This window comes from Micromonospora sp. URMC 107 (assembly GCF_051386315.1).
Classification (GTDB): domain Bacteria; phylum Actinomycetota; class Actinomycetes; order Mycobacteriales; family Micromonosporaceae; genus Micromonospora.
The window spans coordinates 1-14,333 of sequence record NZ_JBPQTK010000141.1; the positions used below are offsets into that span (position 1 = coordinate 1).

The following is a 14,333-nucleotide window of genomic DNA, read 5'->3' on the forward strand; positions in this document are numbered from 1 at the left end:
GGTCCGCGCCCGTCGGGGGCGGGTCCGCGCCCGTCGGGGGCGGGTCCTCGCCCGTCGGCGGGTCGGCCAGCAGTTGGGCGGTGAACATCTCCAGTTCCAGCTCGAACAGCGCCTCGGCCTCGGTGACCGCCCAGTCGAACTGGTGGAAGACCTCCATGGCGACCAGCCCGTAGAGCCGGGTCCAGCCGGAGAGGAAGGCGTACGCGACCTCGACCGGCACCTCGCCGTGGCTGAGCCGCAGCGGCTCCAGTCGCCGCCCGCCCAGGCGCTGCCGGAGCAGCTCGGGGGGCGGGGTGCGGAAGGGGGACCGGCGCCAGAGGTCGAGGATCGGCTGGATGAAGACGGCGCCGAAGCGGGCGCCGGGATGGTCCGGGTCGACGCAGCCGTCGACGAAGGCGTTCCGCCCGGGGCCCGGGGCGCCGAAGATCAGCCCGAACTCGGCGGGGTGCGCCACGGACCAGGCGCGGAACGCCCGGGACATGGTCAGCAGCTGGTCGACCGGATCGGCCCCGGCCTCGTCCCGGGCCGCCTCCAGCAGCAGCCGCAGCTCGTCGTAGAGGTCGCCGGCCAGCGCCGCGACCAGCGCCTCCAGGCTGGGGAAGTAGCGGTAGATGGCGGGCGCGGTCATGCCCATGTCGCGGGCGATGGCCCGCAGCGAGACGGCGTCGACGCCGCCCGTCACCAACAGCCGCCGTGCCCCGTCCTTGATCTCGGCGACTGTCGCCGAGCGCAGGCGTTCCCGTCGGCTCGGTGCGCCCATCCGGCTGACTCCCTTGACCGAATCGACCGCCGTTGCGATAGTTAACGGCGTTCACTCAAATGAGCGATGGTCACAGCCTAGCCGTCGGCGGAGGGGGAAGGCGAATGTTCGCCTGGTGGGGACACATGGTGGTGCGACTGCGCTGGGCGGTGCTGGCCGCCGCCCTGGTGCTCGTCGTGGTCGGCTCCACCTGGGGCGTCGGGGTCTTCGGGCAGCTGACCGGCGGCGGCTTCGACGACCCGGCGAGCGAGTCCAGCCGGGCCGCCGAGCGGATCACCCGGGAGCTGGGGCCGCAGGGCGCCGACCTCGTGGTGCTCTGGTCCAGCGACGGGCCGACGGTCGACCAGCCCGCCTTCCGGGACCCGGTCGCGGCCACCGTCGCCGCGCTGCGCGAGCGTCCGGAGATCACCAGCGTCACCACCTGGTACGACACCCAGGCCCCCGTGCTGCTCTCCACCGACCGCCGGGCCACCTACGCGCTGGTCCAGCTGCGGGCCGCCGACAAGGACGACAAGGCCGCCGCGTACGAGGAGCTGCGGCCCGCCCTCGCGGCCCCCGGCGTACGGACCGAGATCGGCGGCGCGACGGCGGCCCTGCACGAGTCGAACACCCAGACCACCGAGGACATCACCCGCGCGGAACTCCTCTCCATGCCGGTGCTGCTCGTGCTGCTCGTGCTGATCTTCGGCGGGCTGGTGGCCGCGTCCACGCCCCTGCTGATCGGCGGGCTCGCCATCCTCGGCGCGTTCGTCGCCGTCCGGCTGGTCAACATGGTCACCGACGTGTCGGTCTTCGCGATCAACGTCATCACCCTGATCGGCCTGGGCATGGCGGTCGACTACGCCCTCTTCGTGGTGAGCCGGTTCCGCGAGGAGCTGGCCGCCGGCCACGGCACCGCCGCCGCCATCCGGCGGACCATGGCCACGGCCGGGCGGACCGTGCTGGTCTCCGGGCTCACCATCGCGCTCGCCATGTCCAGCCTGCTGATCTTCCCGCAGGCGTTCCTGCGCTCGATGGCGCTCGGCGGGATGGCCGCCGTGCTGGTCGCCATGCTGGCGGCGTTGACCGTGCTGCCGGCCCTGCTCGCGGTGCTCGGCCACCGGATCGACGCCCTGCGCGTACCGCTGCCGTGGCGGCGTGGGGCACGCGGGAAGCGGCCGGCGGCGGGGGAGACCGGCGGCGCCTGGGCCCGGATCGCGCACAGCGTGATGCGCCGCCCGGTGCGCTACCTGGTCGGGGTGACCGTGCTGCTCCTGCTGCTGGCCACGCCGATCCTGCGGATGGAGTTCGGCGGGTTCGACGACCGGGTGCTGCCCGCGAGCGCCGAGCCGCGGGTGGTCTCCGAGCGGATCGCCGCGGAGTTCCCCGGCGGCACGATCGCGCCGATCGACGTGCTCGTCTCCGGGGCGTCCCCGGAGCAGGTGCGGCCCTTCGTCGACCGGGTGGCCGCCGTGCCGGGCGTGACCGGGGTGCAGGTCGCGGCCAACCGGGGCGCGTCGACGCTGCTGACGGTGACCTATCCGGGCGAGCCGACCGGCGACGCGGCGCACGACGTGGTCCGGGCGCTGCGCGACCTGCCCCCGCCGGCCGACGCCGAGGTGCTCGTGGGCGGCCGGCCCGGCGTCGACCTCGACCTGATCGACGGCCTCGCCGACCGGCTGCCCTGGATGGCCCTGCTGATGGCGGCCGCGACCCTGGTCCTGCTCTTCCTCGCCTTCGGTTCGGTGGTGCTGCCGGTCAAGGCCGTGCTGATGAACCTGGTGTCGATCGGCGCGTCGTTCGGCGTGGTGGTCTGGATCTTCCAGGACGGGCACTTCGCGGACCTGCTCGGCTTCACCCCGACCGGGTTCATCGAACCGAGCAACCCGATCCTCATGCTCGCCGTGCTCTTCGGGCTGGCGACCGACTACGAGGTGTTCCTGCTCTCCCGGGTGCGCGAGGAGTGGGACCGTACGGGCGACAACACCGCCTCGGTGGCCACCGCGCTCCAGCGCACCGGGCGGATCATCACCGCCGCCGCGCTGCTGCTGATCATCGTGGTGGCCGGCTTCGCCACGGGCGAGATGGCGTACATCAAGCTCATCGGGATCGGCATGATCGTGGCGATCGTGGTGGACGCGACGCTGGTCCGGGCGCTGCTGGTGCCGGCCACGATGCGGCTGCTCGGTCGCTGGAACTGGTGGGCCCCCGGCCCGCTCGGCCGCGTCTACCGCCGCTTCGGCATCAAGGAGTCCGACGAGGGCGAGCCGGCGACCCCGGAGCGGGTGCTGCGCCAGCGGGAGAGGGCGAGGGTGGCGGAGTAGCCGGCCAGCACGATCACGTGGAAGAGGTAGAGCCAGAGCAGGACCGCCACCCCCGCGCCGATCTCGTCGAAGCCCCCGAACGGCACCCCCAGGTCGATCGGGAGCGAGGCGAAGAGCACGAAGCCGTGCAGGAAGCCGGAGAGGTTGGCCGCCGTGAACGACCCGACGCCCAGCGCGGAGAGCCAGTCCGGCGACGCCGGGCCGACCACCCGGAACACCCAGAGCAGCACCGGGGTGAGCACCAGCCAGACCGCCAGGAACGACAGCACCACCCCCAGCGCGCCGGTCCAGCCGCCCTGCCGGACCAGCCCGGTGGTCGTGGGCAGCGCGAGCAGGATCGACAGCAGCAGGGCCGGGGCCGGCGCCAGCAGGGGGAGCAACAGCAGCCGGCCCCGCCAGCCGACCAGCGACTCGTCGCTGCGCGGCACGGCGACCGACACGAACGCGCGGCGCAGCCCCTCGCCGTAGAGCGACGCCGGCAGCAGCGACGCCAACGCCAGCAGCGGGGTCAGCCCCACCCCGGCCTCGACCAGCGCCTGCACCGCGTGGGGCGCGCCGATCGCGTCCGGCAGGGTCTCCACGGCGTACGAGGTGAGCCGGCGCACCCGCTCGGCTCCCGCCAGCAGCGAGGTCAGCCAGATCGCCAGCAGGGCCACCGGCACCACGGCGATCGCCCCGTAGAAGGTGATGGCGGCGGCGTGCAGGGACAGGTCCCGGCCTCGCAGCGGGCGGAACGCCGCACTGGTGACCCGCTTCGCCCGTTGCCATCCGCCCATCGCGGCTTCATTCCCCGTACCGTCCCCCGCCACGCATTACGATCACCGGCCATGACTGTTCTCACCACCGAGCGCCTGGTGCTGCGGGACTGGACCGACGAGCCGGCCGACCTGGCCCGGCTCTTCGACATCTACTCCCGGCCGGAGGTCACCCGCTGGCTGGGCGCGCCCGGCCTGCCGCTGACCGACCCGGCGCAGGCCGCCGACCGCCTCGCGATGTGGCGGGAGCGGCACGCGGGGCACGGCGGCCGGTACGGCACCTGGGCGATCGAGGTGCGCGACACGGGCGTGGTGGCCGGCACGGTGCTGCTCAAGCCGCTGCCCGGGCGGGACGAGGGCGTGCCGACCGAGGACATCGAGGTGGGCTGGCACCTGCACCCCGACTCGTGGGGCCACGGGTACGCCACCGAGGCGGCCCGGGCGGCGGCGGCGCGCGAACTGGCCGCCGGCACCCGGGAGGTCTACGCCGTCGTGGCGCCCGGCAACGAGGCGTCCATGGCGGTGGCCCGCCGGCTCGGCATGACCCACGTGGGCCGCCGCTCGGACTGGTACGGCGGCGAGTCCCTGGAGACCTTCGTGCTGACCGACGCCGCCGGGGCCTGAACCCCACTCCACGCGCTGCCGGCGCGGGCTACGCGACCTCGACGAAGTCGAGTTCCGCCCAGCGGCTCAGGTGGGTGAACCGGAGCGTGTTGAAGCCCGCGTTGAGCGTGACGTCGACGCCCACCTGCCGCCAGACGTCCCAGCCCGTGTCGGGGTAGGTGACGACCTTCGGGTTCGCGCCGTTGACCGTCAGCGTGTGCTGGGCGTCGCCGTAGCCGGCGGCGTAGGCGACGTGGGCGCGGTACCCGCCGGCCCGGGGCGCGAAGACGGTGACCTCGACCCAGCTGTCCGCGTGGTCGATGTACGCCACCACCTGTCCCTGGGACGTGTTCGGGGCGGCGCGCACGGCGCAACGGTTGAGCCCACCGCGCTCGGCCTCGTAGCGCACCCGGCTGCCCCGCACCACGGGGTTCCCGCCGGCCCAGCCCAGCGCCGCCACGTACATGCCCCGGGCGGAGTAGTTGTTGATCCAGCCGTGGAACACGATGTGGTCGCCGCCCGCCTCGCGCACCACGTCCGCGCCGCCCGGCCCCCGTACGGCCGAGTCCAGCGACGCCGTGGTCATCAGCGAGCGGTACGCCTTGGTGTAGGGGCCGGTCAGCGAGGTCGACGTGGCGTAGCTGGTCTGGTAGCCGTCGCCGCCGTAGCCGCCGAGCGAGTAGAAGAGCACGTACTGCGCGCCGACCCTGGTCAGCACCGGCGCCTCGATGATGCCGCCCTCCTCGGCGCGTCCGCTGCGCAGCAGCTCCACCCGGGCGCCCTGGAGGGTCACCCCGTCGGCCGCGACCTGTTGCAGCCAGAGGCTCGTCGGCTGGCCGATGGCGTTGCCGTCGTCCTTGTAGAGCAGGTAACGCAGGCCGGTGCTGTCGGTGAAGCTCGCCGCGTCGATGTCGCCGCCCTCGCCGGCGTTGCAGACCAGCGGCTGGGTGCCGACGGAGGTGAACGGGCCGAGCGGGGACGTGGCCAGCGCGGCGCCCAGGCACTGCCGGCCGGTGGCCCGGCTGCGGGCGGTGTAGTAGAGCAGGTAGCGCCCGTCGGCCCGCTGGGACACGTCGGGGGCCCAGGTCAGCCCTCCGTTGGCCCAGGCGCCGAGGGTCGGCATCGCGTCGGGCCGCCTGGTCCACGCTCCGGTCAGCGAGCTGGCCGTGGCGACCGGGACGTTGCCGTGGCCGTTGTTCGTCGAGTACGCGTAGTAGGTGCCGCCGAACTTGACGACGTCGGGGTCGGGGAAGTCGCTGGCGATGACCAGCGACGGTGCGGCGGTGGCAGCCTGGGCCACGCCCGGACTGACGAGCAGTGGGGCGGCGACCAGCAGGGCCGCCAGCCAGACGAGACCTCTTCGCATGACGGAATTCAACCACGTCGATCGATGCTCGGAAAGAAAGCTGCGGGCGAGGCGGCTGCCGAGGAAGGTGTGGAGGCGCCAGAGGACGGTGCGGGGGCGCCCGGGAGGGTGCCGAGGCGCCGGAGGGGCAGGCCGACGCGGAGGGCTGAGGCTCCCAGCGGGGGCACAGCGGTGGTGGGGAAGAATGGCCCGGTGACTTCGCCCCGGGAACTCGTCCTGCTCGGCTCCACCGGTTCGGTCGGCACACAGGCCGTCGACATCGTGCGGCGCAACCCGGACCGGTTCCGGGTCGTCGCGCTCGGCGCCGGTGGCGGCAACGTCGAACTGCTCGCTGCCCAGGCCCTCGAACTGCGCGTCGACGCGGTCGGCGTGGCGAAGGCCTCCGCCGCGCAGGACCTCCAGCTCGCCTTCTACGCCGAGGCGAGCCGGCGCGGCTGGGCCACCGGCGACTTCAAGCTTCCCAAGATCGTGGCCGGCCCGGACGCCATGACCGAGCTGGCGCAGTGGCCCTGTGACGTCGTGCTCAACGGCGTGGTCGGCTCGCTCGGGCTCGCGCCGACCCTGGCCGCGCTGCGCGCCGGGCGTACGCTCGCGCTGGCCAACAAGGAGTCCCTCGTCGCCGGCGGCTCCCTCGTGAAGGCCGCCGTGACGCGGCCGGAGCAGATCGTCCCCGTCGACTCGGAGCACTCGGCGCTGGCGCAGTGCCTGCGCGGCGGCGCCCGGGGCGAGGTGCGGCGGCTGGTCGTCACCGCCAGCGGCGGCCCGTTCCGGGGCCGGCACCGCGACGAGTTGACGCGGGTCACGCCGGAGCAGGCGCTCGCCCACCCGACCTGGAACATGGGACCGGTCGTCACGATCAACTCGGCCACGATGGTCAACAAGGCGCTGGAGGTGATCGAGGCGCACGAGCTGTTCGACGTGCCGTACGCCGACATCGCCGTGATGGTGCACCCGCAGTCGGTGATCCACTCGATGGTCGAGTTCGTGGACGGGTCCACCCTCGCCCAGGCCAGCCCGCCGGACATGCGGCTACCGATCGCGCTGGGCCTCGGCTGGCCCGACCGGGTCGGCGACGCCGCCGCCGCCGTCGACTGGACGAAGGCCCACACCTGGGAGTTCGCGCCGCTGGACGACGAGGCGTTCCCGGCGGTCGCACTGGCCAAGGCCGCCGGCGAGGCCGGGCGTTGCCGCCCGGCGATCTACAACGCGGCGAACGAGGAGTGCGTGGCCGCGTTCGTGGCCGGCCGGTTGCCCTTCCTCGGCATCGTCGACACCCTCCGGCGGGTGGTGGAGGACGCTCCCGATTTCGACGAACCGGGTACCGTCGAGGACGTGCTCGCGGCGGAGTCGTGGGCGCGCGCGCATGCGCAGGAGATCATCATCGCGGGTTCGGTGGAAGGAGCTTGATGGCGTACCTGCTCGGGGTGGTGCTCTTCGCCCTCGCGATCCTCATCTCGGTGAGCCTGCACGAGGCGGGGCACATGCTCACCGCCAAGGCCTTCGGCATGAAGGTCACCCGCTACTTCGTCGGCTTCGGCCCCACGCTCTGGTCGTTCAAGCGGGGCGAGACCGAGTACGGCATCAAGGGCATCCCGCTCGGCGGCTTCTGCAAGATCGTCGGGATGACCCCCCAGGACGACGACGTCGACCCGGCCGACGAGCCGCGCGCCATGTGGCGGTTCCCGGTGTGGAAGCGGACGATCGTGATGTCGGCGGGGTCGGCCACCCACTTCGCCCTCGCCCTGGTGGCCCTCTGGATCATCGCGGTCACCGCGGGTCTGCCCAACCCGAAGTTCCCGAGCACCGAGGCCGAGATCCGCAAGGAGCCGGCGGTCATCCAGCTGTCGAAGTGCGTGGTCCCGGAGAACACGCTGCGCGAGTGCACCACCGCCGACCCGGCCAGCCCCGCCGCCCAGGCGCAGCTGCGCGACGGCGACCGGATCACCGCGATCAACGGCACGCCGATCAACGACTACGGGCAGTTGCTCACCACCCTGCGCACCCTCAAGCCGGGCGACACGGCGCAGATCGCGTACGTCCGCGACGGCCAGCCGGCCACGGCCAGCACGGTGCTCGCGCAGACCCAGCGGCCCCCGCTCGACGACCCGAAGGGCCAGGTCGCCCCGGTCGCCGCGCTCGGCGTCGGCCTCGTCCCCAGCACCCCGACCCGGGTGACGTACGGGCCGGTCGGCGCGTTCGGCGCGACCGCCGACTTCACCGGCGACATGGCCGTCAACACCTTCGAGGCGATGAAGCGCATCCCGCAGAAGGTCCCGGCCCTCTGGACGGCGATCACCGGCGGCGAACGGGACATCGACACCCCGATCAGCGTGGTCGGCGCCAGCCGGCTCGGCGGCGAGGCGGTGGAGAACGACGCCTGGCTGCTGTTCTTCATGCTCTTCGTCTCGCTGAACTTCTTCATCGGCGTGTTCAACCTGCTGCCGCTGCTGCCGCTCGACGGCGGGCACATCGCCATCGCCTGGTTCGAGCGGGCCCGCTCCTGGCTCTACGCCCGGATCGGCCGCACCGACCCCGGCCGCGTGGACTACCTCAAGCTCATGCCCTTCACGTACGCGGTGATCCTGATCGGTGGCGTGTTCACGCTGCTGACCATCACCGCGGACGTCGTCAACCCGATCACGCTCTTCTCAAGGTGAGTGCCTGAAGTGACCGCTGTCAGTCTCGGTATCCCCGCCGTGCCGCCCCCGCCGCTCGCCCCGCGTCGGCTCAGCCGCCAGATCATGGTCGGCTCGGTCCCGGTCGGTGGGGGCGCGCCGGTGTCGGTGCAGTCGATGACCACCACCCTCACCTCCGACGTCAACGCCACGCTCCAGCAGATCGCCGAGCTGACCGCGTCCGGCTGCCAGATCGTCCGGGTCGCGGTGCCCAGCCAGGACGACGTGGAGGCGCTGCCGGCGATCGCGAAGAAGTCGCAGATCCCGGTGATCGCCGACATCCACTTCCAGCCGAAGTACGTCTTCGCCGCCATCGACGCCGGCTGCGCGGCGGTCCGGGTGAACCCGGGCAACATCCGCCAGTTCGACGACAAGGTCAAGGAGATCGCCAAGGCGGCCGGCGACGCGGGCGTGCCGATCCGGATCGGCGTCAACGCCGGCTCGCTGGACAAGCGGCTGCTCGCCAAGTACGGCAAGGCCACCGCCGAGGCGCTGGTCGAGTCGGCGCTGTGGGAGTGCTCGCTGTTCGAGGAGCACGGCTTCCGCGACATCAAGATCTCGGTCAAGCACAACGACCCGGTGGTGATGATCCGGGCCTACCGTCAGCTCGCCGAGAAGTGCGACTACCCGCTGCACCTGGGCGTCACCGAGGCCGGCCCGGCCTTCCAGGGCACCATCAAGTCGGCGGTGGCCTTCGGCGCGCTGCTGGCCGAGGGGATCGGTGACACGATCCGGGTCTCCCTGTCGGCGCCGCCGGTGGAGGAGATCAAGGTCGGCAACCAGATCCTGGAGTCGCTCGGGCTGCGCGAGCGGGGCCTGGAGATCGTCTCCTGCCCGTCCTGCGGTCGCGCCCAGGTCGACGTCTACAAGCTCGCCGAGGAGGTCACCGCCGGCCTGGAGGGGCTGCCGGTGCCGCTGCGGGTCGCGGTGATGGGCTGCGTCGTGAACGGCCCGGGCGAGGCCCGCGAGGCCGACCTCGGGGTCGCCTCCGGCAACGGCAAGGGCCAGATCTTCGTCAAGGGCAAGGTGGTCAAGACCGTGCCCGAGGCGCAGATCGTGGAGACGCTGATCGAGGAGGCGCTGCGCATCGCCGACGAGATGGGCGCCGAGCTGCCCGAGGAGCTGCGCGGCCTGCTCCCGGGCGCCACCGTGACCGTGCACTGACCCGTCGCGCCGTCGCGCCCCGTGCCCCGACCGGCAACGGTGTCGTAGTCCCACTCGTCACTCGACCGGCGCGGCACGGGGCGCATCTGGCAGGCTGGTATCCGTGCTGACGGTGCCGGTACGGCAACTGGGGGAGTCGGAGCGCCGCGCGGTCGAGCGGCTGCTCGACCTCGACCCGTTCGCGGGCGCGCAGGTCGCCGAGCGGATCACCGCGCGCGGCCTGGCCTGGTGGCGCGCCGAGGGGCGGGTGCTGGGCTACGGCAGCCGCCGCAACCTGGAGTCGATCTGCTGGCTCGGCGGCAACGTCACCCCCGTGCTCGCCACCGAGCCGGCCGTCGCCGCCTACGCCGACCTGCTCGCCGGCGAGGAGCGGCTCTGCTCGTCGATCGTGGGCCGGGCCGATGCGGTGCTCGGCCTCTGGGACCGGCTCTCCGCCGTCTGGGGGCCGGCCCGGGACGTACGCCCCAACCAGCCCCTGCTGGCGACCGACGCGCTGCCGGCGCTGCGGGCGGACCCGGAGGTGCGGCGGGTGCGCGCCAGCGAGATCGACCGGCTCTTCCCGGCGGCGGTGGCGATGTACACCGAGGAGGTGGGCGTGTCGCCGCTCGCCGACGACGGCGGGCGCGGCTACCGGCGGCGGGTCACCGACCTGGTCCGGACCGGGCGGGCGTACGCCAGGTTCGTCGACGGTCAGGTGGTCTTCAAGGCCGAGCTGGCGGTGGTGACCCGGCGGACCGCCCAGGTGCAGGGCGTCTGGGTGGCCCCCGACTGGCGGGGCCGGGGCATCGCGTCGGCGGCGATGGCGGCCGTGGTGCGCGACACGCTGCTGCGGGTCGCCCCGACCGTCAGCCTCTACGTCAACGACTTCAACCTGCCGGCCCGCCGCGTCTACGAGCGCTGCGGCTTCCGCCCGGTCGGCACGCTCGCCACCGTGCTCTTCTGACCCGCCGGCCCCCGGCGTGCGCACCGGCCGCCGGCCGGCATGGCCCTCGTCGCCGGCATCGGACCAGGTGAACGAGCGGTAAATGCGTTGAGCGGGCCGGCTCCACCGGCCAGGCTGGATGCTCCGCCCCGGTCTTCGGAAGGGACTCCGTCATGCGTCTGCTCCGGGACCTGTGGGCCACCTCGCCCCGCCGAATGGCGATCGTGACCTGCCTGATCGTGCTCGGCGCAGGTGGCCAGGCCGCCGCCGCCGCGCTGGCCGGCCCGGTGCTGGTGCACCGCGCCACCGGGTTCTTCGCGCTGCTCGCCGTGGCGCTGGTCGCCGCCGTCCTGACCGACCTCGCGGTGAGTTTGCTGATGGCCGGGCTGACCGCCGACTGGTCCGCCGACGTGCGGCGCCGGCTGTGCCGGGTCGCGCTCGGGCAGGACCTGCCGACCCTGGAGACCACCCCGGTCGGCGAACTGCTCGACCGCATCGACGGCGACGTCTACCAGGTCGCTGCCGCGCTGCGCAACCAGGGCGTGCGGATCGTCCAGGGGCTGGCGGCGGGCGTGTTGTCGACCGTCGTCGCCCTCGCGGTGTGGTGGCCGGCCGGCGTCGGGATGCTGCTGCTCTCCGCGCTGCTGGCCGCCGGGCTGCGCAAGCCCACCGCGCGGATCGGCCCGGCCCGGATGGCCGAGGAGGAGGCCTGGTCCGACCTCGCCGCGGTGATGGAGGAGGCCATCCACGGCCAGGACGACGTGCGCACCAGCCTGGCCCGGCCGTACGTGCTGCGCCTCTACGCCCGCCGGGCCGCCGAGGTGCTCCGCCGTGGGGTGCGGGTGTGGCGGATGTCCGCCGAGGTCACCACCGTGGCCGCCGGCGCCATCCGGGTGGGGATCGCAGCCGTGGTGCTCGGCGGCGCGTGGGCGCTGGTCACCGGCCGGGTCGACGGCGCCCGGCTCACCGCGGTCTGGCTGCTCGCCATCGGATTCGGCATGACCGTCGAGCACGTCAGCCGGATGGTCCCCGAACTCCAGTACGCCCTCGGCGCGTGGGGCCGGGTGCAACTGCTGGCGAACTCCCCGCAGGAGCCCGTGGGCGGGGCCGCCCCGGCCGAGGGGGACCTGGTGGTGCGGGGCCTCACCTTCCGCTACGCGGGTGCCGACGACGGGCGCGGCCCCGCGCTGCGCGACGTCGACCTGACCTTCACCCGGGGCCGGTCTTACGCCCTGGTCGGCCGGACCGGCTCCGGCAAGTCAACCCTGGCCAAGGTGCTGACCCGGGCCGTCGACGTGCCGCCCGGCACGGTCTTCCTGGCCGGCGACGACGTGTGCGACCTCGACGTGGAGGCGCTGCGCCGGTGGATCGCCGTGGTGCCCCAGCGCACCGAGATCCTCGCCGGGACCCTCGCCGAGAACGTCGCGCTGTTCGATCCGGACCTGCTCGACGCCGCCGCCAGGGCGCTGCGCGAGCTGGGGCTGGACGGCTGGATCGCCGAGCTGCCCGACGGCCTGGACACCCGGCTGGGCGACGGCGGGCACGTGCTCTCGGCGGGCCAGGAGCAGCTGGTCGCCTTCGCCCGGATCCTGGTGCGCGACCCGCACGTGGTGATCCTCGACGAGGCCACCGCCCGCCTCGACCCGGTGACCGAGGCACGGGTGCAGCGGGCCACCGAGCGGCTGCTGCGCGACCGGATCGGCGTCGTCATCGCCCACCGGCTCTCCTCGGTGCGCCGCTGCGACGAGGTGGTGGTGATGGCCGACGGCGCGGTGGTCGAGGCCGGGCCGCTGCACTCCTCGGAACGCTTCGCCCAGCTGCTCGCCACCAGCCACGCCACCGCGTACGCCCACGCGGCGCCGGGGGGCCGGTCCGGCGGGCTGGACCTGCTGACCGGCCCCTCGGACCCGTGGCCGCCCACCGTCCCGGCCGAGGCCGCCCCGCCGGCCGTCCCGCCTTCGACGGGGGCTTCGGTCGCGCCGGCCGTGTCCGCGCCGGAGGCTTCGGTCGCGCCGCCGGCCGGGTCGGCCGAGGGCCGGGCGGGCGGGGGCGGATCCGGCGACCCCGGGGAGTCGGCCCCGACGTCCCCGCGAGGGCTGCGGGGGCTGCGGGAGATCCTGCGGCTGTGCGTCAACGACGCGCGGTACGGGCTGGCCTCGCTCTCGTTCTTCCTGCTGCTCGTGATCCTCGGGCTGGACGGGCCGGTGCTGCCCTGGCTCTGGGCCGACCTGGTCGACGGCGTCGGTGACCCGTGGAAGCCGGCGCTGGGGATCGTCGCCGGCCTGCTGGTGACCCTGCCCGTGCCGTACCTCACCGGCCGGTGGTTCCCGCAGTGGTGGGTCCGGCAGATGCTGCGGATCAGCCTGCGCCTGGTGCACGGCCAGACCGGGCCCCGCCGGGTCAGCGGGCACACGCCGGCCGAGGTGGTGGCCCAGGGCGGCGACACCGAGCGGGTGGTGCAGCTCGCCGACAACCTGATGGACCAGGGGATCTCGCTCCTGCTCCTGGTCGCGATGACCGCCGTCACCGGCAGCGTGGTGCCGGGGCTCTTCTTCGCCGGCACGATGCTGGTCTCCGGGCTCGCCGCGACGCTGTTCGGCCCCAACCTGGAACGTTCCGCGCGGGCCACCGTCGCGGCGCGGGCCGCGTTCGCCACCGCGCTGGTCTCCTCGCTGTCGGCCGCCCGTACGGTCAAACTCGCCGGGGCCACCCGCCCGGTGCTGGCCCACCTGGCCGACCTCGACGTGGTCCGCAGCGACCGGCAACGCCGGGAGATCTCGGTGCAGGTCTGGTCCCGGTCGACCCCGTCGCTCGTCAGCGGCCTGCTGCCGATCGGCGCGTGGGCGCTGTTCCTGGCCGGGCACCTGTCGGCCGGCGCCACGCTGGTCGCGGTCGCCACCCTGGCCGCCGCCCGCTGGTTCGCCTGGACGACGGCGTCGCTGATCTCGCAGATCCCGTCGGCGCGGGTGTGGACCCGGCGGACGGTGGCGATGACCGGCGTGGAGGCGTACTCGGCACCGGTGCCGGACGTGGACCTCCGCGCGGGCGTCGCCCCGGCACCCGTCGTGCCGCCCCGGCATCCGCTGCGCCGGCTGGAGCTGACCGGCTTCGGCGTCCGGCACACCGACGGGACGGTGGCCGTACGCGACGTCGACCTGACGGTGGAACGCGGTCAACTGGTGCTGGTCGTCGGCCCGGTCGGCTCGGGCAAGTCGTCGCTGCTGCGGGCACTCGCCGGCATCGCGCCGCACACCGGCCGGCTGACCTGGAACGGCGATCCCGTCACCGAACCGGAGCTGTTCCTGCGCCCTCACCAGGTGGGCTACGTCGGCCAGCTGCCCCGGGTGCTCTCCGGCACGGTGGCGGACAACATCACCCTCGGCCACCGGGTGGACGCCGCGGCGGCGGTGTCGACCGCCCAGCTCGACCACGACCTGGCGGCGGCCGGGGGCGGGCTCGGGCTGCTGATCGGACACAAGGGCACCCGGCTCTCGGGCGGGCAGTTGCAGCGCCTCGCGCTGGCCCGGGCGCTCGCCCCGCGTACCGAGCTGCTGGTGGCCGACGACGTGTCCTCGGCGCTGGACGTCACCACCGAGCTGGCGTTGTGGCAGGCGCTGCGCGAGCACGGGGTGACCGTGGTGGGCTCGACCTCGAAGCGCGCCGCCCTGGTCCGGGCCGACCACGTCGTGGTCCTCCGCTCCGGCACGGTCGCCGCCCAGGGACCCTGGCGCGACCTGGAACCCCACTGGTCCCACCTGGCCGGCTGACCCGACCCCACCCCCCGG

Annotated in this window: 10 protein-coding genes; 7 read left to right on the plus strand and 3 right to left on the minus strand. The window is 73.9% G+C overall.

Translation table 11 applies throughout. From position 1 onward, the window contains the following. A partial coding sequence (locus ACSNN9_RS24250) for a TetR/AcrR family transcriptional regulator (protein WP_436675536.1) occupies positions 1–760 on the minus strand: 760 nt, incomplete at its 3' end. A gap of 104 nt (positions 761–864) precedes the next feature. Here ACSNN9_RS24250 and ACSNN9_RS24255 point away from each other — a divergent pair. Further along, the gene (locus tag ACSNN9_RS24255; RefSeq protein WP_436675537.1) at positions 865–3,063 is read left to right on the plus strand and encodes an MMPL family transporter; all 2,199 of its coding nucleotides are present in this window, start codon (positions 865–867) and stop codon (positions 3,061–3,063) included. On the opposite strand, the gene ACSNN9_RS24260 is transcribed toward ACSNN9_RS24255, so the two are convergent. After that, positions 2,967–3,839, minus strand: coding sequence for a YhjD/YihY/BrkB family envelope integrity protein (locus ACSNN9_RS24260; RefSeq protein WP_436675538.1), 873 nt, complete (start codon positions 3,837–3,839; stop codon positions 2,967–2,969). The two genes, ACSNN9_RS24255 and ACSNN9_RS24260, sit on opposite strands and share 97 nt — an antisense overlap. Before the next feature lie 51 nt (positions 3,840–3,890). On the opposite strand from ACSNN9_RS24260, the gene ACSNN9_RS24265 reads away from it, so the two are divergent. Then, a complete protein-coding gene (locus tag ACSNN9_RS24265) occupies positions 3,891–4,442 on the plus strand; it encodes a GNAT family N-acetyltransferase (RefSeq protein WP_436675539.1) in 552 nt (183 codons plus the stop codon). A 28-nt stretch (positions 4,443–4,470) separates the two neighbouring features. On the opposite strand, the gene ACSNN9_RS24270 is transcribed toward ACSNN9_RS24265, so the two are convergent. Further along, positions 4,471–5,787 carry a family 43 glycosylhydrolase gene (locus tag ACSNN9_RS24270; protein WP_436675540.1) on the minus strand — a complete coding sequence of 439 codons (1,317 nt, stop codon included), beginning with the start codon at positions 5,785–5,787 and terminating at the stop codon, positions 4,471–4,473. A 192-nt stretch (positions 5,788–5,979) separates the two neighbouring features. Here ACSNN9_RS24270 and dxr point away from each other — a divergent pair, with 192 nt between their 5' ends. The 5 genes from dxr to ACSNN9_RS24295 all read left to right on the plus strand — a co-directional run bounded on the left by dxr (position 5,980) and on the right by ACSNN9_RS24295 (position 14,315). Further along, positions 5,980–7,194, plus strand: a complete 1,215-nt coding sequence (dxr, locus tag ACSNN9_RS24275; RefSeq protein WP_436675541.1) for a 1-deoxy-D-xylulose-5-phosphate reductoisomerase — start codon at positions 5,980–5,982, stop codon at positions 7,192–7,194. After that, positions 7,194–8,444 carry a M50 family metallopeptidase gene (locus ACSNN9_RS24280; RefSeq protein WP_436675542.1) on the plus strand — a complete coding sequence of 417 codons (1,251 nt, stop codon included), beginning with the start codon at positions 7,194–7,196 and terminating at the stop codon, positions 8,442–8,444. The genes dxr and ACSNN9_RS24280 overlap by 1 nt, the downstream gene beginning before the upstream one ends. 9 nt (positions 8,445–8,453) lie before the next feature. Next, positions 8,454–9,626 (plus strand): flavodoxin-dependent (E)-4-hydroxy-3-methylbut-2-enyl-diphosphate synthase, encoded by a 1,173-nt coding sequence (ispG, locus tag ACSNN9_RS24285; protein WP_357872068.1) that lies wholly within the window; start codon positions 8,454–8,456, stop codon positions 9,624–9,626. A 103-nt stretch (positions 9,627–9,729) separates the two neighbouring features. Then, positions 9,730–10,569, plus strand: a complete 840-nt coding sequence (locus tag ACSNN9_RS24290; RefSeq protein ID WP_436675543.1) for a GNAT family N-acetyltransferase — start codon at positions 9,730–9,732, stop codon at positions 10,567–10,569. A 152-nt stretch (positions 10,570–10,721) separates the two neighbouring features. Beyond that, positions 10,722–14,315 (plus strand): ATP-binding cassette domain-containing protein, encoded by a 3,594-nt coding sequence (locus ACSNN9_RS24295; RefSeq protein WP_436675545.1) that lies wholly within the window; start codon positions 10,722–10,724, stop codon positions 14,313–14,315. Positions 14,316–14,333: the final 18 nt, after the last annotated feature.

Bases quoted from the DNA above. Each gene is read 5' to 3' on its own strand.
- ACSNN9_RS24255 (WP_436675537.1), top strand. From the start codon at position 865: ATGTTCGCCTGGTGGGGACACATGGTGGTGCGACTGCGCTGGGCGGTG.
- ACSNN9_RS24260 (WP_436675538.1), bottom strand. From the start codon at position 3,839: ATGGGCGGATGGCAACGGGCGAAGCGGGTCACCAGTGCGGCGTTCCGC.
- ACSNN9_RS24265 (WP_436675539.1), top strand. From the start codon at position 3,891: ATGACTGTTCTCACCACCGAGCGCCTGGTGCTGCGGGACTGGACCGAC.
- ACSNN9_RS24270 (WP_436675540.1), bottom strand. From the start codon at position 5,787: ATGCGAAGAGGTCTCGTCTGGCTGGCGGCCCTGCTGGTCGCCGCCCCA.
- ACSNN9_RS24280 (WP_436675542.1), top strand. From the start codon at position 7,194: ATGGCGTACCTGCTCGGGGTGGTGCTCTTCGCCCTCGCGATCCTCATC.
- ACSNN9_RS24295 (WP_436675545.1), top strand. From the start codon at position 10,722: ATGCGTCTGCTCCGGGACCTGTGGGCCACCTCGCCCCGCCGAATGGCG.